General features: G+C 67.4%; 16 protein-coding genes. 6 read left to right on the top strand and 10 right to left on the bottom strand.

The annotated features are described in order from the left end of the window. Position 1 precedes the first annotated feature (1 nt). The 5 genes from AC3WT6_RS04970 to AC3WT6_RS04950 form a co-directional block, all read right to left on the bottom strand. Positions 2-2,362, bottom strand: a complete 2,361-nt coding sequence (locus AC3WT6_RS04970; RefSeq protein WP_492652451.1) for an efflux RND transporter permease subunit — start codon at positions 2,360-2,362, stop codon at positions 2-4. Between the two features lie 37 nt (positions 2,363-2,399). Then, on the bottom strand, positions 2,400-4,322 hold the full coding sequence (locus tag AC3WT6_RS04965; protein WP_492652450.1) for a DUF1302 domain-containing protein: 1,923 nt from the start codon (positions 4,320-4,322) through the stop codon (positions 2,400-2,402). Positions 4,323-4,347: 25 nt separating this feature from the next. After that, positions 4,348-5,715 (bottom strand): DUF1329 domain-containing protein, encoded by a 1,368-nt coding sequence (locus AC3WT6_RS04960; RefSeq protein WP_492652449.1) that lies wholly within the window; start codon positions 5,713-5,715, stop codon positions 4,348-4,350. A 70-nt stretch (positions 5,716-5,785) separates the two neighbouring features. Then, the gene (locus tag AC3WT6_RS04955) at positions 5,786-6,634 is read right to left on the bottom strand and encodes an SDR family NAD(P)-dependent oxidoreductase (RefSeq protein WP_492652448.1); all 849 of its coding nucleotides are present in this window, start codon (positions 6,632-6,634) and stop codon (positions 5,786-5,788) included. Then, complete coding sequence (locus tag AC3WT6_RS04950; RefSeq protein ID WP_492652447.1) at positions 6,631-7,998, bottom strand: flavin-containing monooxygenase; 1,368 nt, start codon at positions 7,996-7,998, stop codon at positions 6,631-6,633. The genes AC3WT6_RS04955 and AC3WT6_RS04950 overlap by 4 nt, the downstream gene beginning before the upstream one ends. 130 nt (positions 7,999-8,128) lie before the next feature. Between AC3WT6_RS04950 and AC3WT6_RS04945 the strand changes: the two genes are divergently transcribed. From AC3WT6_RS04945 to AC3WT6_RS04930, 4 genes are all read left to right on the top strand, one after another. Next, positions 8,129-9,166, top strand: coding sequence for an AraC family transcriptional regulator (locus tag AC3WT6_RS04945; RefSeq protein WP_492652446.1), 1,038 nt, complete (start codon positions 8,129-8,131; stop codon positions 9,164-9,166). A 136-nt stretch (positions 9,167-9,302) separates the two neighbouring features. Beyond that, positions 9,303-10,241: a homoserine kinase gene (locus AC3WT6_RS04940; protein ID WP_492652445.1), complete on the top strand. Its 939-nt coding sequence runs from the start codon at positions 9,303-9,305 to the stop codon at positions 10,239-10,241. Between the two features lie 52 nt (positions 10,242-10,293). After that, positions 10,294-11,604 (top strand): MFS transporter, encoded by a 1,311-nt coding sequence (locus AC3WT6_RS04935; RefSeq protein ID WP_492652444.1) that lies wholly within the window; start codon positions 10,294-10,296, stop codon positions 11,602-11,604. A gap of 14 nt (positions 11,605-11,618) precedes the next feature. Beyond that, positions 11,619-12,356 carry a hypothetical protein gene (locus tag AC3WT6_RS04930; protein ID WP_492652443.1) on the top strand — a complete coding sequence of 246 codons (738 nt, stop codon included), beginning with the start codon at positions 11,619-11,621 and terminating at the stop codon, positions 12,354-12,356. Between the two features lie 48 nt (positions 12,357-12,404). On the opposite strand, the gene AC3WT6_RS04925 is transcribed toward AC3WT6_RS04930, so the two are convergent. From AC3WT6_RS04925 to AC3WT6_RS04905, 5 genes are all read right to left on the bottom strand, one after another. Further along, positions 12,405-14,402, bottom strand: a complete 1,998-nt coding sequence (locus tag AC3WT6_RS04925) for a pilus assembly protein TadG-related protein (protein WP_492652442.1) — start codon at positions 14,400-14,402, stop codon at positions 12,405-12,407. A 110-nt stretch (positions 14,403-14,512) separates the two neighbouring features. After that, positions 14,513-14,944: a PaaI family thioesterase gene (locus AC3WT6_RS04920; protein WP_492652441.1), complete on the bottom strand. Its 432-nt coding sequence runs from the start codon at positions 14,942-14,944 to the stop codon at positions 14,513-14,515. Next, on the bottom strand, positions 14,935-15,690 hold the full coding sequence (locus AC3WT6_RS04915; protein WP_492652440.1) for a TSUP family transporter: 756 nt from the start codon (positions 15,688-15,690) through the stop codon (positions 14,935-14,937). The genes AC3WT6_RS04920 and AC3WT6_RS04915 overlap by 10 nt, the downstream gene beginning before the upstream one ends. A 63-nt stretch (positions 15,691-15,753) precedes the next feature. After that, entirely contained in the window at positions 15,754-16,935 is a 1,182-nt protein-coding gene (locus tag AC3WT6_RS04910; RefSeq protein WP_492652439.1) for a magnesium transporter, read from the bottom strand. A 137-nt stretch (positions 16,936-17,072) separates the two neighbouring features. Further along, complete coding sequence (locus AC3WT6_RS04905) at positions 17,073-17,783, bottom strand: hypothetical protein (RefSeq protein WP_492652438.1); 711 nt, start codon at positions 17,781-17,783, stop codon at positions 17,073-17,075. A 146-nt stretch (positions 17,784-17,929) separates the two neighbouring features. Here AC3WT6_RS04905 and AC3WT6_RS04900 point away from each other — a divergent pair, with 146 nt between their 5' ends. Beyond that, positions 17,930-18,535, top strand: coding sequence for a TetR/AcrR family transcriptional regulator (locus AC3WT6_RS04900; protein ID WP_492652437.1), 606 nt, complete (start codon positions 17,930-17,932; stop codon positions 18,533-18,535). A gap of 137 nt (positions 18,536-18,672) precedes the next feature. Beyond that, complete coding sequence (metK, locus tag AC3WT6_RS04895) at positions 18,673-19,890, top strand: methionine adenosyltransferase (RefSeq protein WP_492652436.1); 1,218 nt, start codon at positions 18,673-18,675, stop codon at positions 19,888-19,890. Positions 19,891-19,909 lie beyond the last annotated feature (19 nt).

Raw genomic sequence — 19,909 nt, 5'->3', positions numbered from 1 at the left:
CTCAGTGATGCATCAGGCCGGGCACCCGCACCGGCTTGGTTCTTGGGAACAGGCGCTCCAGCACCACCGCGAAGGCCGGCAGGGCGGTGATCGCCATCAGCATGTTGACCATGAACATGAAGGTGAGCAGCTTGCCCATGTCGGCCTGGAACTTGAGCGCCGAGAACGACCAGGTGGCGACACCCACCGACAGCGTCAGCGCGGTGAACACCGTCGCCACACCGGTCTCCTGCAAGGCCTGCTCGAAGGCGCCGACGATGTCGCGGCCGTGAGCGAGGTGCCATTGCAGGCGGTTGTAGATGTAGAAGGCGTAGTCCACACCCACACCCACCGCCAGCACCATCACCGGCAGGGTGGCGATGGTCAGGCCGATGTCGTTGTACTTCATGAAGGCATAGCCGATGAAGGTCGCCACCGTTAGCGGCAGGCAGCAGGCCACCATCGCCCGCCAGTCGTGGTAGGCGAGGAACACCAGCAGCAGGATGGCGGCGTAGACGTAGAGCATCATCGGCAGCTCGCTCTCCTCCAGCACCTCGTTGGTGGCGGCCTCGATGCCGGCGTTGCCGCTGGCCAGGCGGATCTTCACGCCCGGCAGCGGATGCGCCTCGCGGTACTGCTTCACCGCCGCGACCAGGCCCTTAATGGTGGTGGCCTTGTGGTCGGAGAGATAGAGGTTGAGCGCCAGCACGCTGCAATCGGCGTTGCGGATGCCGCGGCTCTGCTGCAACTGGTGCAGGGTGTAGCCCAGGGCCTGGCCATCGCGCGGGATCGCCGCCATCTTTGGCTGGCCCTCGTTGAAGCCGGCGTTGTAGAGCTTGGTCAGCGTCGCCGCCGACTCCACCGAGACCACCCCGGGCACGCGGCTCATCTCCCAGCCAAACTGGTCGAAGGCGCGGAACAGCTCCACGTCCTCGCAGGAATTGGCCGGCGCCTCGACCACCACGGTGAGCCAGTCCAGACCGATGTCGAAGCTCTGCGCCACCGACACCGAGTCGAGGTTGTAGCGGGCATCGGGGCGCAGCTCCGAAGCACCCGGCTGCAGGCTGCCGACGTGACGGCCCTGGCTCAGGAACACCGCGACCACGAACAACAGCAGGGTCGCCACCGTCATCGCCACGGCATTGCGCGGCTTGGCGACCCGCGCCACTTCCTTCATCCACAGCGAGCGCCGCTCGCGTTGCGCCAGCGCGCGCTCGGCGAAGCCCGGCGGCAGCCGGAAGTAGGAGGCCGCCACCGGCAGCAGGATGAGGTTGGTGATGATCTTGTAGCCGACGCCGATCGAGGCGGTGAGCGCCAGCTCGCGGATCATCGGGATCGGCACCAGCATCATGGTCACGAAGCTGATCAGCGCAGTGGCGAGCGCCAGCGAGCCGGGAATCAGCAGGCCGCTGAAGCTGGCCTTGGCGGCGGCCAGACTGTCGTCACCGGCGGCCAACTGGCGGACGATGAAATTGATCTGCTGCACGCCGTGCGAGACGCCGATGGCGAACACCAGGAAGGGCACCAGCACCGCCAGCGGGTCCAGTCCGTAGCCCAGGATGCGCAGGCTGCCGAACTGCCAGATCAGCGACAGCAGCGAGCACACCACCGGCAGCAGGGTGAGCTTCCAGGACCGGCAGTACCAGTACACCGCCAGCGCGGTGAGCACCAGGGCGATGGCGCAGAACAGCAGCACGCCGCTGGCGCCGTCGGCGATGTCGCCCACCACTTTCGAGAAGCCGATGATCTGCACCTCGACCTGGTCGTTCTCGAAGGGTTTGCGGATCTTGCCTTCGAGTGCGTGCGCGAAGGCGATGTAGTCCAGTGTCTCGCCACTGCGGGGATCGACCTCGTTCAACTCGGCGACGATCACCGCGCCGGCCTCGTCCTTCGACACCAGCAGGCCGGAGTAGCCCGACACCACCACGCGATGCTTGATCTGGGCGATGACCTCGGGCGTCAGCGAGTCCGGCGTGATGGTGCCGCTGATGAGCTGCTCGGAAAGGAAGCCGTCCTCGGTAATCTCGTTGTAGAACACATTGGGCGTCCACAGCGACATCACGCTGCCGCGGTTGACGCCTTCGAGATAGGTGACGGCATCGCTGACCTGCAGCAGGGTCTTGAGGTTGGCCTCGGTCCAGATCGTGCCCTGCCGCGCCCGCACCACGATCACCACACGGTTGGCGTCGAACAGCTCGTTGCGGTACTGCTCGAAAGTCTCCACGTACTCGTGGCGCTCCGGCAGCATCTTCTCGAAGCCGGCGGAGATCTTCAGGCCGCTGGCGGCATAGGCCATCGCCAGCGTCAGCAGACCGGTGGCGATCAGCACCAGGAGGCGATTGCCGAACAGCGCGCGCTCCAGCAGGGACACGAAACGGTTCATGCGCGTAGCTCGACTTGGAGCAACAGGGAGGCGTGCATCAGAACGAGTAGGTCATGGCGAAGGAGAGGAAGTCGCGGTCGCGCACCAGATTCACGTTGCCGCCGCCGCTGTACTTGGTGTAGCCGAGCGAGGCGGCGAACTGGTTGCCGCGACGCACGAAGTTGAGCGAGGTAGTGGCAGCCACCGCATTGGCGACCCAGGGCAGGGCATTGGGCGAGCTGCCCTGCACGCCCTGCGCGAGATCGAGCTGCGGCATCACGGTCCAGCCCAGATCGAACACGTTCGGGTAGGAGACATTGCTGGACAGCGTGTAGCCCCAGGAGAACGGGTCCGGCAACGAGTAGGAAGGCATCGACCAGGGGATGCCGCCGTCCACGTCCAGCCCCGGGTAATAGGTGCCGGAGACTTCCAGCAGGATCATGCCCTCGGAGGCGCCCGTGGCCCTCAGGATGTACTGGCCGATGCCATCGGCCGGCGACATCACCTGCAGGCCGTTGACCGCGAACTGGTACTTCTCCTCGTCGACCCAGCCCTTGCAGTACTTGCCCTCCGCCTCGCCGCCGCCGTTGACGCAGGCGTAGGGCGCGCTGTTGGCAATGTTGCCGCTGGGTACCGAGGTGTCGATCATCACCGCCTGCTTGGGCTGGTAGGCCAGCTCGCTGCCGATGCCCCAGGAGCCGATGGTGGTCGAGACCGAGCCGCCGATCATGCTGCGACCATTGGGGTATTCCAGCTTGAAGCCGGCCGACACCGGGTTGTAGGCCGCCAGCGAGTCATCGACCTTGAAGCTGACGAAGGGAATCTTCTCGTTGAACTCGATGTAGTAGAGGCCGAAGGAGCCAGAGAACCATTCCGGCCGGTAGCGGAAGGAGATGCCCCACTGGCCGCTGTCATTGCCCTCCGAAGTGCCGAGATAGGGCAGCGCCGAACCGGTGTTGCCGTAGCCGAGCTGCACCAGGAGTTCCGGACGATTCAGTCCGTCCGCCAGACGCGGCACCACGTAGTCGGCACTCAGCAGTTGCTCGCGGGTCAGGCCGGTGGCGCCAGGGTCGCCGAGCGTGCCGTACGGCGCCTGCCCGAGCAGGATGGTGCCGCCGGGGATGGCGGCGATGCCGGCGTTGACCTGGGAGGTGGGGATGTAGAGCGCGCGATCCGCGCCCTCGCCCGCCACGTCGGCGCTGGAAAAATAAGTGCCGGCGGCGTCGAGCTGAAACTCGTTCCACTTCCACTGCCAGTAGCTTTCCATGCTCACCGTGTCGGTGAGATCCAGCGACAGCGAGATCATCGGCGCCGGCCGGTACAGCTCCTTGAGCTGGGTGCCGGGCGTGTGCATGCGGCGCAGGTCGATGGCATTGATGGTGTTGATGCCGCCGATGGTGAAGATGCTCTCGCCCCAGGTCAGCACCTGACTGCCGACGCGGATGCGGCCGTTGCGGTCGAACAGGTCGAAGTCCTGGCCGATCCAGGCATCGAGCAGCCGGTGGTCGTTCACCGCCAGGCTCTTGCCCTCGTCGGTCAGCTCGGTGCGGCGGGTGTCGTCGATCTTGAAATCGTAGAGCTCGGAGTAGCGCACCAGCATGCTGGTGCCCCAGTCGGGCTGCTTGAGATACAGCTCATGCAGGCCCTTGAACACCGCCGACACCACGTCGCCCTTCTTGTAGTTCTGATCGCCGTCGTCGGCATTGATCAGATAGACATCCGCCGAGGCTTCCGACAGTTCCGCGCCCAGCGCCGCGCAACCACCGGCGTCGAGCGCGATCACCTGGCAGTCCTGGTCCTGCATGCGCACCTGCATGCCGTAGGACAGCACGCTGTCGAAAGAGCCGCTGAAGCCGGCCTTCTTGAAGCGGAAGGCCTGCGCCGGCGAGGCGGCGCAGAGCGCCACCGCGCAGACGATCAGCAGGCGCTTGCCAGCCAACGGCGCGCCTTCCTTGGCGCGCACCCCTTGCCGTGAATCCATGGCGATTTCCTCGACGTTGCTTGGCTTAGCGCGAACCCGCGCGTTGCAGGTAGGACTCGGTGAACATGTCCTTCTTGATCCGGCCCTGGGCGGCGGCCAGCCAGTCGGTTTCCGGCTCGCCGAACACCATCACGTCGCCGAAGTAGCGGCCGCTGTTGAGGTCGTAGCTGAAGAACTCCTGGGTCACGCAGGAGCCCAGCTCCCAGGCCGGCAGCACCGAGCCTTCCTGCACGCGCGAGATCTTGCCCTGCGAGTCGTAGAGGTCGGCGAGCAGGATGGTCCAGCTATCCTCGTCGAGATAGAAGGTGCGCTTGGGCGCGGCGTGGCGCTGGCCGGGCTTCACCGTGGCTTCCACCACCCACACGCGGTGCTTCTCGTAGCGGTAGGCGTCGCGGTTGGGGTACTGCGGCCCGAACAGGGTCTTGGCGGTGAAGCGCTTGGCGTTGCGCAGCTCGAAGGTGTTGTAGGGGACGTAGATTTCCTTCTTGCCGACGAGCTTGTAGTCGTAGCGATCGAGCATGCCGTTGTACATCCAGGCCTGATCGACGTAGTAGGTATTCTCCAGGCCCATCAGCGGCGCGTCGTAGGCATAGGTGGAGAGACGCTTCACACGGCGCTGACCGGGCATGTAGATCCAGCCCTCGTTGCTCTTGTCCATGTGGTAGATGCCGAGCGTGATCTCGCCGACGCGGGCGGCTGGCTCGGTGACTTCCTGGATGAACTTGAACTCGACGCCGTCGACCTCACCCAGGGTCTTCGCCTTGGGGTTGCCGAACGGGGTGAGCATGCTCGACTCGATGCGCACCTTCACGAAATCGCTGCCGCCACGACCGGGCGAGAGCAGCGTGTAGTTGGGCTCGGTGCGGCCCTCGCCCACGTAGCGCAGCTTGTAGTTCCAGATCGCCTCGACGCCGCTCTTCGGCTGCGGAAAGGGGAAGCCGGCCGGCGTCGCCGCCGCCAGCTCGTAGCCATTGGCGGCGAGCTTGGCGGTCTTGAGGTTGTCTTCGCTGTTCTTGTAGACGAAGTCCGGGTAGCCGCAACTGCGGTGCGTGGGATAGATGTCGAGGCGGTAGCCCGGCAGGCTGTTGAGCAGTTCCATCTGACCCGGGGTCAGGTTGGCCTGGTACTGCGCGGCATTGGCCTTGGTGATGGACACCAGCGGCTTCTCACTCGTGTAGGGATTGGGGCGCGGCTGACCGGCCTTCCAGCCCGCCGGCGCCTTCAGCTCGCCGCCCGCGAAGGCCGGGATGCTGCCATCGGCATTGGCCGACTTCTCGGCACCAACCGGGGTCAGGGATTTGCCGGCGGTCTGCGCCTGCACCGGGGCCGAGGACAGAGCCGTCATCGCCACCACCGACAGCGCCGCGGCGCTGGACACCATCAACTTCCTCATGGACTGCCACCTCTCCAATGAATGCCAAAAACGAAACAGGGATGCCGCATGAACCCGCCGTCGGCCCGCCTCATGTGGGCCGCGCCGGACGTTGCAATTTCTGCGCCGCGATATAGCGCTCGCGGCCGCGCTCGCCACTGCGGTTGAACCAGGGCACGAGGCGCGGCAGCAAATTCGGAAGCAGCAAGGCGAGCTTGGCGCTCCAGCCTTCGCTGGCCGGCACGCAGCGTTCCACGTCCTCGCCCTGCAGCAGCGCGCGCACGGTGGCGGCGACGCGTTCCGGCGCGATCGGCTCGCCGAGGAAATTCAGCGGCGAACCGCCGTTCACCGCCTCGTAGCGCAGCATCGGCGTATCCACCGACGAGGGATTAACCAGCGCGAAGTGCACGCCGGTCCGAGGCTTACGCAGGGCCAGACTCAGCATCAGTCCACGCAGCGCGAATTTCGAGGCGCTGTACACCGCGCTCTCGGCCAGCGGCATGATCGCCGCCATCGAGGCAATGGTGATGACCCGCCCCTGCCCGGAAGCACTGAGCAGGGGCAGCAGCAGGCGCGTGAGCAGCGTCGGCACCAGCAGATTGATGTTCAGCTCGCGCTCGATCTGCGCCAGTTCCGCCTGCTCGAAGGGCGTGGTGGAAACGATGCCGACGTTGTTGACCAGCAGATCGCAGCCACCGCATTCACTCCGCAGCCGCTCCGGTAGGCTCTGCAACAAGGCGCGATCACAGAGATCACCGGCGATGCACAGCGCCGGTCGCGACAGCTTCGCCGCCAGCGCGCCCAGCGCCTCGGCATTGAGATCGACCAGCACCAGGCGCAGGCCGGCGGCATCGAGCTCCAGACAGATGCGGCTGCCGATGGCGCCGGCGGCGCCGGTCACCAGCGCGACGCGATCCTTCCAGACCAGTGGCTCGCTCACGCCGCCTTCCCCTGGCGGTCCACCTGGATGCTGTCGAAGTAACCCGGCACCAGCTCCGGCCAGCCCATGCTGCGCCGCAGCTTCTCGATGTACTTCTTGTAGGCCGCGATCTCGATATAGGCCGCATGGCGCGCCGAGCCGACGAAGTGGATACCGCCGGAGAGATCCGGCTGGTCGCCGTGGATCAGTGCCTCGAAGGCGAGCGCTGAGGAAGGTCGCGCTTCCTGGTCATGCAGGTAGTTGGCGATCAACTGCGAGATACGGTCGAACAGGGTGTAGGCGCTGGAATTGGTCTCCAGATAGCCGAGCCCGAACAGGTTGTGGTGCCGGCGGTTGAAGGCGTTGAGATAGAGCTGCGGACGGCCGCCTTCCCAGGCGAAGTAGGACTCGTCCATGTAGGGAATCTTCATCTCGTAGCCGGTGGCGTAGAGCACCAGGTCGATGCGCTCGCGCTGCCCGCCCTTGAACACCACTTCCTCGCCCTCGTAGTGATCAACATCCGGCCGCACCGCGATGTCGCCGTGCTGGAGGTAGTGCAGCAACTGCGAGTTGAGGATGGGATGCGACTCGAACAGCTTGTGGTCGGGCTTGGGCAGGCCGAAGCGGGTGAGATCGCCATTGATCAGGCGCAGCAGCCAGCCGAACACGCGCTGCTCCAGCCACATCGGCATCTGCGGACCACGTGCACCGAATTCGTCCACGGGGATCCCAAACAGGTGCTTGGGCAGGAAGTGATAGCCGCGTCGCAGGCTGATGAAAGCCGCGTCAGCATTCGCGGCGGCATCGCAGGCGATGTCGCAGCCGGAGTTGCCGGCGCCGATGATCAGCACCCGCTTGCCGCGGAATTCCTCGGGGTCGCGATAGCTCACCGAGTGACGGATCTCACCCTTGAACTCGCCCGGGTGACGCGGCAGCGAGGGGTGCCAGTTGGTGCCGCTGGCGCAGACCACGGCGCGATAGTCGCGCGTCTCGCCGCCAGCCAGCCGCACTTTCCATACCTCACCGTCACGCCGGATGTCTTCCACCGCGGTGTTGAAGCGGATCGCCGGGTAGAGATCGAAACTGCGGGCAAACTGGCGCGCGTAGTCGAGAATCTGCTTGTTGCCTGGGTAGTCGGGGTAGGACGCCGGCATCGGGTAGTCGTAGAAGCCGGACTGCGAGCGCGAGGAGATGAAGTGCGCCGAGCGGTACATCGGGGTGCCGGGGTTGTCGAGATCCCAGATGCCGCCGACATCGCTGTGACGCTCGAACTGCTCGTAGGGAATGCCCAGGCGCTTGAGCGCGCGCGCTATGCTCAAACCACCGGGGCCGGCCCCGACGATGCAGACCGGCAGGGTGACGGCGTTGCGGCTGACTTCAGTCATGGACGGCGACTCCGTTAAGCGTTTGTCAAGAAGAAATGGAATGGCGAAGTTGTTGCTAGTAGATCGACAAGGTCCACATGGAAGAAGGGCCAATCAGGAATCGCGCGGGGGGGAAATCGGACAACCGCACATGACCATCCTCACCTCCCCCAAAACCCTCGACACCCGCTACACCGCCCCGGTGGTTCCACCCGCCGTGCTGGCTGCCGTCTGCACCTATGCCGAATCCCGCGGCGTCTCGCCCGAGGGCTGGTTCGCCGGCTCCGGCCTCGATGCCGGCCAGCTCGCCGATCCCGAGCTGCGGGTCTCCTATCGGCAGGCCTCGGTGGTCTTGCGCCGCGCCTTGCAGGCCCTGGCCCTGCCGGAGGCCGGGCTGGAGATCGGCCGCCAGGAAACCCCGGCCTTCTTCGGCGTGCTCGCCTTCGCGATGATGGCCAGCGCCAATCTCGGCGACGCCCTGCGCCTGGCGGCCCAGTACCACCAGGTCTCCGGCAGCCTGATGGACATCGCGGTCGAAACCGACAGCCGCCAGCAGACGGTAATCGTCGCCGCCACGCCGCGCTTCCCCGACCCCGACCTGCTGCCTTTTCTCTGCGAGGAACTGTTCACCAGCAGCCTGACCCTGGTGCAGCACCTCTTGGGCGAGCGCTTCACGCCGCTGCGCATGGAGTTCAGCTATCCGGCGCCGCCCTATGCTGAGGCCTACGCCGCGACCTTTGGCTGCGAGGTGCACTTCAACTGCGCGCACAACCGCCTGATCGGGGAACTGCACTGGCTGGCGCGCCCGCTGAAAACCCACAACCCCTTCGGCGTGCGCCTGGGCGAGGAGCTGTGCCGCAAGGCCTCGCGGGCGCTGCCCGAGGACGATCTGGTGCATACCGTCGTCCGCCTGCTTGGCGCGCAGTTGCAGAATCCGCCGGGCATGGCCGAGATCGCCGAGCGCCTGCACATCACCGAACGCACCTTGCGGCGACGGCTGTCCAGCAGCGGCGTGAGCTTTCGCCAACTACTCGACCAGGTGCGCGAGCAGCGGGCCCGCGAGTTGCTGAGCCAGCGGCAGCGGCGCCGCATCGTCGACATCGCGGCGGAGTTGGGCTTCAGCGACGACCGCGAATTCCGCCGCGCCTTCAAGCGCTGGACCGGGCTTACCCCGCACGCGCTGGGCTGAACGGCGGCGCGGCAAGACCTGCCTGGGGCGGCGGGCGCGAACTCGGGCAACGGCTAGAATCAGCGCGCCCGCCTGGGGCCGCGGCCGCGAGGCCGCCGGTCTCGCGGCCGCCCACAACCAGCCCCACCGCCTAACCATGTCCGTCTTCACCAAGGTCAGCCACGCCGAGCTGCGCGACTTTCTCAAGGCCTATCCGGTGGGCGAGCTGATCGGCTACCAGGGCATCGGCGAGGGGGTGGAGAACACCAATTATTTCGTCGACACCACCGACGGCCGCTGGGTACTGACCCTGTTCGAGCGGCTCAACCACGACGACCTGCCGTTCTTCCTCGGGCTGATGGACCATCTCGCCGGCCGCGGCTACCCAAGCGCGATGCCGGCACGCAGCCGCGAGGGCGCCAACCTCACCAGCCTCAACGGCAAGCCGGCGGCCCTGGTGCGCCGGCTCACCGGCCAGAGCGTGCTGTTCCCCAGCATCGCCCAGTGCCAGGCGGTGGGGCGGGCGCTGGGCGAGCTGCACGTCGCCGGCCTGTCCTTCGCCGGCCGCGCCGAGAACACCCGTGGCCCGGCCTGGCGCCAGGCCACCGCCGAAACCCTGCTGCCCAAGGTCGATGCCGCGCAGCGCGCGCTGATCGAAAGCGAGCTGGCCGCCCAGGCGAAGCTGGACTGGGCGGCGCTGCCGCAGGGCGTGATCCACGCCGACCTGTTCCGCGACAACGTGCTGTTCGTCGAAGACCGCCTCACCGGCGTGATCGACTTCTACTACGCCTGCACCGACGCCCTCGCCTACGACCTGGCGGTGACCCTCAACGACTGGTGCACCGATCCCGACGGCCGCCCCAACCCGGCGCGCTGGCAGATGATGACCCTGGCCTATCGCGGCTCGCGCGAGCTCAACGCCGCCGAGCGCGCCGCCTGGCCGCTGGTGCTGCGCGCCGCCGCCTTCCGCTTTTATCTGTCGCGGCTCTACGACTGGACCTTTCCGCGCGAGGGCGACGTGGTGCACGTCAAGGACCCGGAGCAGTACCGGCGCATCCTGGAATGGCATCGCACCCAGGCGCCGCTGCCGCTGTAAGCTCGCCGCCGCGACCAAAAAAACAGAACGCTTTGCAAGAGGAGATGCGTCGATGCTGGGCCTGAACCGCTATCAGTGGACCGTGCTGTTTGCCGCCTGGCTGGGCTGGGGTTTCGACGTCTTCGATGGCCTGCTGTTCAACTACGTGGCGCCCAACTGCGTGCCGACCCTGCTGGGCCTGGAGATCGGCTCGCCGGAAGCCAAGAGCGCCACCCTGTACTGGACCGGCCTGCTCACCTCCATCCTGCTGATCGGCTGGGCGGTGGGCGGCGTGCTGTTCGGCTGGGTCTGCGACCGCATCGGCCGTACCCGCACCCTGCTGCTGACCATGGCGATGTACGCCTTCGGCACCGCCGCCTGCGCCTTTGCGCAGAACATCGAGATGCTGATCGCCTTCCGCATCATCGCCTCGCTGGGCATCGGCGGTGAATGGGCGGCGGGCGCGGCGATGGTCGCCGAGGCGGTGCCGGAAGATAAGCGCGTCGAGGCCGGCGCCCTGCTCTACACCTCGGCGCCGATGGGCCTATTCCTGGCCACCTACGTGAACATGGAAGTGGCCGGCAACTGGTTCAAGGACTCGCCCGAGACCAGCTGGCGCTATGTCTTTCTGTTCGGCCTGCTGCCGGCCGCCGCCGCCTTTCTGGTGCGGCTGTTCGTGCGCGAGCCGGAGCGCTGGCAGCAAGTCGCCGCCAATAGCGCGCCGCCCCGCCTGGCCGAGCTGTTCGCCCCGGGAGTGCGTGAGCTGACCCGCTCCGGCTTCTTCATGGCGGTGATCGCGCTGCTCACCTGGTGGAGCTGCAACGCCTTCATCCCCACCGTCGCCGCCGGCCTGGGCCGCGCCAATGCCGAGTCCCTGGGCCTGGGCGTCGGCGAGACCCGCGCCATGGTCGAGCACTGGAAGACCCTGGCCACCACCTATTTCAACCTCGGCGGCCTGATCGGCACCCTGCTCACCATCCCGGCCAGCAAGCATCTGGGCCGCAAGGCGATGTTCAGCATCTACTGGCTGGTCTCGGCCACCGCGGTGCTGGCGACCTTCGGGCTCGACCTGGCGCCGCAATGGCGCCTGTACGGCTACTTCGTGATCGGCCTGTCGGTGTTCGGCGTGTTCGGCAGCTTCACCTACTACCTGCCGGAACTGTTCCCCACCCGACTGCGCGGCACCGGTGCCGGCTTCTGCTACAACATCGGCCGCGTCATCGCCGCCGGCGGCCCCTTCCTGGTCGGCGCCATCGCCAGCCAGGGCGCGGCGGCGGCCAGCAGCGCGCTCAACGTGCTGTTCTACGTCGGCTTCATCCCCCTGATCGGTCTGTTGCTGATGCCCTGGGTGATCGAAACCCGCGGCCGGGCGCTGGCTGACTGAACTGGAACCTGGTCATGTCCCTGCGTCCCCTCGCCGTTCTCGCCCTGCTCTGCGCCTTCTGCCTGCCCGCTGCGGCTGAGGCCCCGGCGACTTCCAGCGCCGAACAGGACTACCTGGCCGAACTGGCACGCATCGAGTCGGCGACCACGCCGCAGTCACTGGAGCCGCTGCTGGAAAAAGCCGAGGCGGTGCAGGGCGCGCTGATGGAGATCCCCGCCGGACTCGGCAGCGAGGCGGTGATCGAGCGTTACAGCGAGGCCGAGTTCGCCGCCCTGCAACAGCGTCTGCGCGGCATCCACCTCCAGCGCGGCGTGGAGATCTACGTGCAGCCGCTGCCCGGCTTCTTCGGCGCGCTCGCCGCCGCGCACGGCCGGCCGGCCGATCAGGCCTATTTCGCGCTCTACCAGGCTTACTGGGGCGAGCAGCTGTTCCCGGTGTACATGGAGCCGCGCGCGATGGTGGTGGGCTGCGTGAAGTACGGCGACGGCCTGCTCAACCGCCTATACGACGACTGGCAGCGCTACGCTAAGACCTATCCCGAGGCCTACCGCGTCAGCGTCCAGCAGATGCTCAAGGACTTTGAAGAAGTGTTTTCGCTGGGCACCTGCGCTTGCGGCGACCGCGACAGCGTGGTGCGCGAGCTGCGGCAGTTCAGCCGCGAGCACCCGCACAGTCCGGCCGCGAGGGCGGCCAGCCAGCGCTGGCGCGAGCTGAAGGCGCGCAAGGAAAAACTGCCGGTGCGCTGCGGCTGATCCCCGCAGGCCGGGCAAGGCGCCACCGCGCCCACCCGGCAGCCGCTGTTAGTTCTCGACCTCGGTCAGCGACTGGCTGATGATCTGCGGCTGCTGCACGGTCACCGACTCCATGGTCACCGTCGCGGTGCCCAGCTGGACGCCGAGCAGCTGCAACAGCGGGTTGATCAGCGCCGTCGCCAGCGAGTTCACCAGCGTCAGCAGCGGCGCCAGGATCACCGTGTTCACGCTGTTGACGATGCTGCTGACCAGGCCGACCAGGCCGCCGACCAGACCGCTGCCGGTCTGCTGGCTGGTGACGCCGAGGTGCACATCAAGGTTCACCGGCGCGCCGACGGTCTGCGGGTTCATGTTGCTGACCGGATTGTTGGCCTGGTAGTAGGGCAGGCCGGCATCGGGGCCGGGATCACGCTCAGTGAAGCTGCTGATCGGGTTGAGCGGCGTCGGCCCCTGGCTGGCGACGCTCACCGAGGTCAGTTCCAGCCCCAGGGTGAGCGTGGTGCTGCCCAGCAAGCCGGCTTCGACCGCCACCGTCGCCAGCGGCAGGTTGCCGGTCGGGCTCAGGGTCTGCGGATTGGCGGCGGTCGCGGTGCCGCTGAAGGTGCCGACTTCCACATTCGCCAAGCCGCTGCTGGCGCTCAGCGAGGCGATGGGGTGGCCGTTGTTGCTGGAGGCGCGTGGGCATTGCAGCGCGTCCAGCTGCGCCTCGGCGGACGCCACCTCGACATCGATGCCGAGATTCAGGCTGCTGGGCAAGATCGCGACACTGCTGTGTACGCCGAGAATGGCCAGCAGCCCAAGCAGGGTGTTGAGCAGCCCCTCCAGCGCCGCCTTCAGTCCGGTGAGCAGCTGCCCGGCAGCGATGCGGATCTGCAAACGGATCTGGGCAGTGCGAGCCACGGCCTCTTCAGAGCCGACCGCGCCGAGCCCAGGTTGCTGCGGCTCGATCACCTTCAGGAACACCTGGACATCGGCGACACCCGGCACCGACAGGCCCAGGCCCGGAATCGCCACCGAGGAAACTCCGCTGGCGGCGGTCGCTGCCTGTCCCAGGGCATTGAGCAGGGTCATGCCGTCGATGAAGGGCAGCGCGGTCAAGAGATCGCTGACCGGCTGATTGAGCGCGAGGCCGGTGAGGTTGAGCAACTGGCCCAGGCCGAAGGTGGCGCCATTGCTCTCGGCGACGCCGGCCAGGCCCTGCACCAGCCCGGCGACGCCGGCGCTGACCTGCCCGCCGGTGCCGGTGACCGCGCCTGCCAGGCCATTGCCGAGCACGCCCAGCCATTGCGGCAGGGTGAGCTGCAGGCTCAGCAGGTCGGAGACATCCTGCACGCCCAGGCCCAGTTCGGTGGCGCCGGCCAGCAGATTGCCCAGCGAGACGTGGGCATTGGCCAGGCCGTTGTAGTCCACCGCGCTCAGGTTGATGCCCGAGGTGCAGGCGGCGGCGCCGTTGGGGCACAGCAGGGCGCGTAGCAGCGGGTTGAGCAGCGCCGACTGCTGGGTGTTGAGGGAGAGCAGGCCGCTGCCGACATTGAAGGCGCCCACCGCCTGCTGGCTGCCGACCGCGACCGCCACCAGGGTGTTGCTGGCGTCCCCGGTCAGCAGCGGAAAGATTCGGGTCGGCTGCTGGCGGGTGATGCGCACGCGGACCGAGTCCAGCCCCGGATCACCGTCGGCCAGCTCCTGGAAGCCACGCAGGCCGCCCAGATTTTTGAGCTGTTTGCCGATCTGGACGGTGACCGTGTAATCGCTGGGCGTGGCGGTATTGCGCGCCAGGCTCGCCATCACCTCGGCGGTGGCCTGGGCCTTGGAGCCGGGCGCGCCATTGCTGGCGGCGCAGCCACTGACCACCCGCGAGGCGTCAAGGGCGGCGATGTCGGCGAGGCGCTGGGTGTCGCGCTGGCTGAAATAGAGGCGGCCCACATCCACCGCCAGCGCCAGCGCCGAGAGCAGGGCCACCATCACAATCGCGGCAAATACCGCCACCGCGCCGCCCTGGCGCTGGCGCTGGCGGGAGTCGTATGGACGCAAGGGCTTCGAAGTCACGGCGTCTTCCATCCACAGTGAGGGGGCGTCAGAATCTTGACGCCCGACGGCTGCCTCAGCTTACCGGGCGGACAGGCGTAGCACCCGACCGGTCCAGCGGCCATCAGGCTTCAATGTGGCGACGACGGTACCGCGTAACTGCCGCTGGCGTACATCACCAGGCTGTCCGGCTCGGCCGCCGACCAGACCCGGGTCTCCATCACCACCAGCTTGCGCCCCAGCTTGAGGATGCGCGCCTCGGCGAGTACATCGCCCAGCGCGCCCTTGTTGAGGAAGCGCAGGTTCATGTCGGCGGTCACCGCCATCAGCGCCGGGCCGACATGCGCCATCACCGCCACGTACATCGCGGTATCGGCCGCCGCCATCAGGGTCGGGCCGGACAGCACCCGTCCCGGCCGCTGCATCCACTCGCGGTAGCGCATGCGCACCCGCGCCATGCCCGGCTGCACTTCTTCCACCAGCAGGGGTTTGTCGCCCTTGCCGCTGGGGAAGGCGCTGTTGAGCAGCTGTTCAAGCTGGGCGGCGGTGAGCTTCAGTTCCATGTGGTGAGAAGTCCGGTGAGGCCGTCGTAGAGCAGCTTGGCGGCAAGCAGGAGGAGGATCAGGCTGAACAGGCGGGCGAAGTGTGCTTCGGAGATGTGGGCATTGGCGCGCTTGCCGGCCCAGGTGCCGGCCACCACCGAAGCCGCCAGCGGCCCCAGCAGCCAGGGCTGGGCGAACACCGAATAGCCAACCGCACCATAGGCGATGACCCGCAGGCCGTGGCCGATCACCTGGGTCAGCGCCAGGGTGCCGATGGTGGTCTCCTTGGCCCATTCCGGCCGGAAAAACAGCCGCCCGACGAAGAGGCCGGTGGCGCCCACGAACATCCCCAGGGCGCCATTGAGCAGGCCGGCGGTGAGATAAGCCAGGCGCGGCGGCAGCGGCGCGCGGCCGGACTGACCGGGCGCCAGCGAGGCCAGGATCAGCAAGGCCAGGATCAAGCGCACCCAGTCGCCATTGACCGCCGCCGCATAGGGCGCGATCAGGAAAGTGGCCGGCAGCGCCGCCAGCGCGAACCAGCCGGCGGCGCTCCATTCGACATGGCGCAGATAGGCGACGGTGCGCGAGGAGTTGGAAACCAACTGCACCGCGGCGAACAGCGGCACCGCCTCGGCCGGTGCCATGCCCACCGCGTAGAGCACGCCGATCAGGATGGTGCCGCCGCCCAGGCCGGCGACGCCGGACAAGAAGGCGGTGCCGAAGCCACAAAACGTCAGGGCCGCGATCAGCGTGGGCGTCAGAGTCATGCACGCAGTATGCGCGAGCGCCCCCACCCTAACCCTCCCCCGCAAGCGGGGGAGGGAAGGTCATCACAAGACCAGCGCTGTCGCCAGAAACAGCATCAGCCCCATGCCGGCAATGTCGGTGCCGGTGGTGAGAAAGATGCTGGAGGCGGTCGCCGGATCGGCGCCGAAGCGGCGCAAGGCCAAGGGTACCAGCACCCCGAACAGGCCCGAGGCGAGGCAGGAGCCGGTCATCGCCAGCACGATCACCAGCGCCAGCTTGAGCGCCTGGGGATTGCCGTCGAGGCCGCCCGCCGTCCACCACATGGCCGCACCCGCGACCAGGCCGGTGAGCAGACCGTTGAGCGCGCCCAGCAAGGCCTCCTTGGTCAGCAGGCGCGCCAGCGGCACGCTGTCGAAGTCACCGAGCGTGAGCCCGCGCAGGCTGATCGCCAGCGCCTGGCAGCCGGTATTGCCGCTCTGCCCGGCGAGCAGCGGCAGAAACGCCGCCAGGGCGACGATCTGGGCGATGGTGTCTTCGAAGGAACCGACCACGAAGGCGGCCAGAAAAGCGGTGAGCAGATTGACCTGCAACCAGGGGTGACGCGCCCGGAACGCCGCCCAGAACGGCGTGCCGACCCGCTCCTCCTTGTCGATACCGACCATGCGGCCGGACTGGGCCGTGAGTTCCAGGGCCTGGTGCTCGAACAGCTTCCAGCCGCGGACGATGCCAACCAGGCGCCCGGCGGCGTCGCAGACCGGGTAGACCGGGTAATGCCGGCGCACGGTGGCGGCCACCGCCTCGCCCACCGGCGTATCCGGCGCCAGACGGAAGGGCTCGCGCAGCATCACCTGCGCCAGGGTCTGTTCAGGCTCGGCCAGCAGCAGCTCGCGCATCACCACCAGGCCGGCCAGGCGCTGCGCCGGGTCGAGGGCGTAGAGATAGGTGAGCTGCTGCGGCTCGGGTTGCGCGCGCAGCCAGGCGATGCAGTCGGCAACGGTGGTTTCTTGCGACAGGGCGCCGCGCGGCGGCTCCATCAGTTCGGCGACCAGGCCCGGCAGCTCGGCGATTTCGCCGGCGTCTTCCATCGCGCCCGGCAGCTGGGCGGCGATGCGCGCTGCCAGCGCCGGGTCCAGGGCCGCCAGCGCCGCCTCGATGTGCGCCGCCGGCTCGCTGGCCAGGCGCGCGGCAGCATCCGGCGGCGAGCGGCCCTGCAGCTCGCGCAGCAGGCCGGCCAGGCCGTCGGCGGAAGTGCTGGGTTCGCGCATGGAAGTACCCCGTTGGGCCAGTCTGGGCCGGCGTCCCGCGCAGAGTAGCGGCATTGCCCCGGCGAAGGCAGCCTGGGCCAGCGCGGCAACGCAAAGAGGCCGCGCATGGCGGCCTCTCTTTTACGCGGGAATGCCGCCTAGAAGAAGCGGTAACCGATGCCGATATTGACCACCGGATAGAACTGGAAGTCCTTGAGGTCGTCCTGCAGCGAGGCCTGCTCCTGGGCAACCGCCGTCTGCACTTCCGGATCAGTGGAGAGGTCGGTCACCGGGCGGCTGAGGCCGTTGCTGTCGGTGACGATCGCCGAACCGCTGGCCGCCAGCGCCACGTCCGGCTCGCCCTGGAACATCACCCCGATATCGAAGATGCCATAGAGGCCGGAGCCGACCATGGCGTTACCAAAACCCAGGCCCACGTAGGGCGCGAACTTCTTGAAGTCAACGGCGCCATCGAGGCGCGCATCGTTGCCCCGGATGGTGACGTCTCCGACTTCGCAGGCGCCGGGACAGGTGGCGACCAGCGTCGCGCCATTGCCGTTGCCCAGACCGCCGGCGCTGATCCGGAAGCTGCCCTTGAAGGGATGCAGGTCGAGCAGCAGGCCGTAGGAGCGCAGTTCCAGCTCCGACTGGTAGTCCACACCGTCTTCGGTGGTGTCGTAGTCGTAGTTGAAGAAATTGCCGACGCCGCGCAGGTTGAGCACCGAGGTCAGGCTGGTGACCGCTTCCACGCCGATACCGGCGGTGCCGGCCTTGACGCCGACCGCGAGGCCGCCCGCCGCGTGGGCGCTAGTGGCGCAGAACAGGCCCAGGGTCGACAGCGCCAGACGCGCGCCGAATGAATGCTTCATGAAGGATCTCCACTTTATTGTTTTGAGGGTTGCGCGGGCCGTTAATGATTTGTCCGGCTGCCGCGGCACACAGCCTAGCCAGCGCCGGCCGCGCCGGATAGCCCGTAAAAATTGACAAGGCCGCGCCCCCGTCGATACTCGCCGGTATGTCCACCGCCCGCCAACCCGACATCACCCGCCAGCGCCTGCTGGAATGCGCCTTCGACGAGATCCACAAGCGTGGTTTCCGCAGCGCCAGCCTCGACGCCATTCTCGACAAGGCCGGCGTCACCAAGGGCGCGCTCTACCACCACTTCGACAACAAGAACGCGCTCGGCTACGCAGTGCTCGACGAACTGGTGCGGCCCTACATGCAGGCGCAGTGGGAGCCGCTGAAAACCGCCGAAGACCCGGTCGGGGCCGCAGTGGCCGGCCTGCGCAAGCGCCGCGAGAAGCTGCGCGAGCGCCTGCTCGCCTACGGCTGCCCGTTCAACAACCTGGCGCAGGAGATGTCGCCGCACGACGAGGGTTTCCGCAGCCGCCTGCAGGGCATCCTCAGCGACTGGATCGGCGCCTACGCCGAGGCCCTGGCCCGCGGCCAGGCGCTGGGCAAGGTGCGCGCCGACCTCAATGTGCCGGCGGCGGCGGTGTTCATCGTCTCCGCCATCGAAGGCCTGATCGGCACCGCCAAGACCGCGCAAAGCGGCGTGCTTTACGACGAGGGCCTGCGTGGCCTGATCGAGTATCTGGAGCGCCTGCGCCCCGCCGTCTGAGTAGGCGGATCACCGGCAGACGCTGCCATGTAGTTGTCGCGCGCCGGGCGCAGACTCGCGCGGCGGGCCGGGCGGCCTTACAATATCCGCCTATCCGCATAGACAGATATTCCTTCTTCCCAGGAGCAGTGACAGCGATGAGCGAGTACCTCTTTACTTCCGAGTCCGTATCCGAAGGCCACCCGGACAAACTGGCCGACCAGATTTCGGACGCCGTTCTCGACGCCATCCTGGCGCAGGACAAGAAGGCGCGCGTCGCCTGCGAGACCCTGGTGAAGACCGGCGTCGCCATCATCGCCGGTGAAGTCACCACCAGCGCCTGGGTCGACCTCGAACAGCTGGTGCGCAAGGTCATCAGCGACGTCGGCTACAACAGCTCCGATGTCGGCTTCGACGGCGCCACCTGCGGCATCCTCAACATCATTGGCAAGCAGTCGCCCGACATCAACATGGGCGTCGACGGCACTGCCAAGAAGCCCAAGGCGCCGGAAGAAATCGGCGCCGGCGACCAGGGCCTGATGTTCGGCTACGCCTGCGACGAGACCAAGGAGCTGATGCCGGCGCCGATCTACTACAGCCACCGCCTGGTCGAGCAGCAGTCGAAGATCCGCAAGGCCAAGAAGGGCGGCCTGCCCTGGCTGCGCCCGGACGCGAAGTCGCAGGTGACCCTGCGCTACGCCAACGGCGAGGCGGTGGGCGTCGATGCCGTGGTGCTCTCCACCCAGCACAGCCCCGACATCAAGCTCAAGGATCTGCGCGAGGCGGTGATGGAAACCATCATCAAGCCGGTGATCCCCGCCAAGTGGATCAGCAAGTCCACCAAGTTCCACATCAACCCGACCGGCAACTTCGTGATCGGCGGCCCGGTGGGCGACTGCGGCCTGACCGGCCGCAAGATCATCGTCGACACCTACGGCGGCTGGGCCCGTCACGGTGGCGGCGCCTTCTCCGGCAAGGACCCGTCCAAGGTCGACCGCAGCGCCGCCTACGCGGCCCGCTACGTGGCCAAGAACATCGTCGCCGCTGGCCTCGCCAGCCGCTGCGAAGTGCAGGTGAGCTACGCCATCGGCGTCGCCGAGCCGACGTCGATCTTCGTCACCAGCTTCGGCACCGGCAAGGTCTCCGACGCGGTGCTGGAAAAGCTGGTGCGCAAGAACTTCGACCTGCGTCCGGGCGGCATCATCAAGATGCTCGACCTGATCCACCCGATGTACCAGGCCACTGCCAGCTACGGCCACTTCGGCCGCGCGCCCTACGAGATCAAGGGCGCCGACGGCGAGAAGTACACCGCCTTCTCCTGGGAGAAGACCGACAAGGCCGAGCTCTTGAAGAGCGAGGCCAAGAAGCTGAAGTAAGCTGCCCGCCAAGGCGCGC

The sequence above is a fragment of the Stagnimonas sp. FW305-C-60 genome, from assembly GCF_058782965.1.
The sequence above is the reverse complement of the archived record's forward strand: the minus strand, read 5'-3'. Positions and strand labels throughout refer to the sequence as shown.

Coding starts and splice junctions, on each gene's coding strand:
- AC3WT6_RS04970 (WP_492652451.1), bottom strand. CDS start 2,362: ATGAACCGTTTCGTGTCCCTGCTGGAGCGCGCGCTGTTCGGCAATCGC.
- AC3WT6_RS04965 (WP_492652450.1), bottom strand. CDS start 4,322: ATGGATTCACGGCAAGGGGTGCGCGCCAAGGAAGGCGCGCCGTTGGCT.
- AC3WT6_RS04960 (WP_492652449.1), bottom strand. CDS start 5,715: ATGAGGAAGTTGATGGTGTCCAGCGCCGCGGCGCTGTCGGTGGTGGCG.
- AC3WT6_RS04950 (WP_492652447.1), bottom strand. CDS start 7,998: ATGACTGAAGTCAGCCGCAACGCCGTCACCCTGCCGGTCTGCATCGTC.
- AC3WT6_RS04945 (WP_492652446.1), top strand. CDS start 8,129: ATGACCATCCTCACCTCCCCCAAAACCCTCGACACCCGCTACACCGCC.
- AC3WT6_RS04940 (WP_492652445.1), top strand. CDS start 9,303: ATGTCCGTCTTCACCAAGGTCAGCCACGCCGAGCTGCGCGACTTTCTC.
- AC3WT6_RS04935 (WP_492652444.1), top strand. CDS start 10,294: ATGCTGGGCCTGAACCGCTATCAGTGGACCGTGCTGTTTGCCGCCTGG.
- AC3WT6_RS04930 (WP_492652443.1), top strand. CDS start 11,619: ATGTCCCTGCGTCCCCTCGCCGTTCTCGCCCTGCTCTGCGCCTTCTGC.
- AC3WT6_RS04920 (WP_492652441.1), bottom strand. CDS start 14,944: ATGGAACTGAAGCTCACCGCCGCCCAGCTTGAACAGCTGCTCAACAGC.
- AC3WT6_RS04915 (WP_492652440.1), bottom strand. CDS start 15,690: ATGACTCTGACGCCCACGCTGATCGCGGCCCTGACGTTTTGTGGCTTC.
- AC3WT6_RS04910 (WP_492652439.1), bottom strand. CDS start 16,935: ATGCGCGAACCCAGCACTTCCGCCGACGGCCTGGCCGGCCTGCTGCGC.
- AC3WT6_RS04905 (WP_492652438.1), bottom strand. CDS start 17,783: ATGAAGCATTCATTCGGCGCGCGTCTGGCGCTGTCGACCCTGGGCCTG.
- AC3WT6_RS04900 (WP_492652437.1), top strand. CDS start 17,930: ATGTCCACCGCCCGCCAACCCGACATCACCCGCCAGCGCCTGCTGGAA.
- metK (WP_492652436.1), top strand. CDS start 18,673: ATGAGCGAGTACCTCTTTACTTCCGAGTCCGTATCCGAAGGCCACCCG.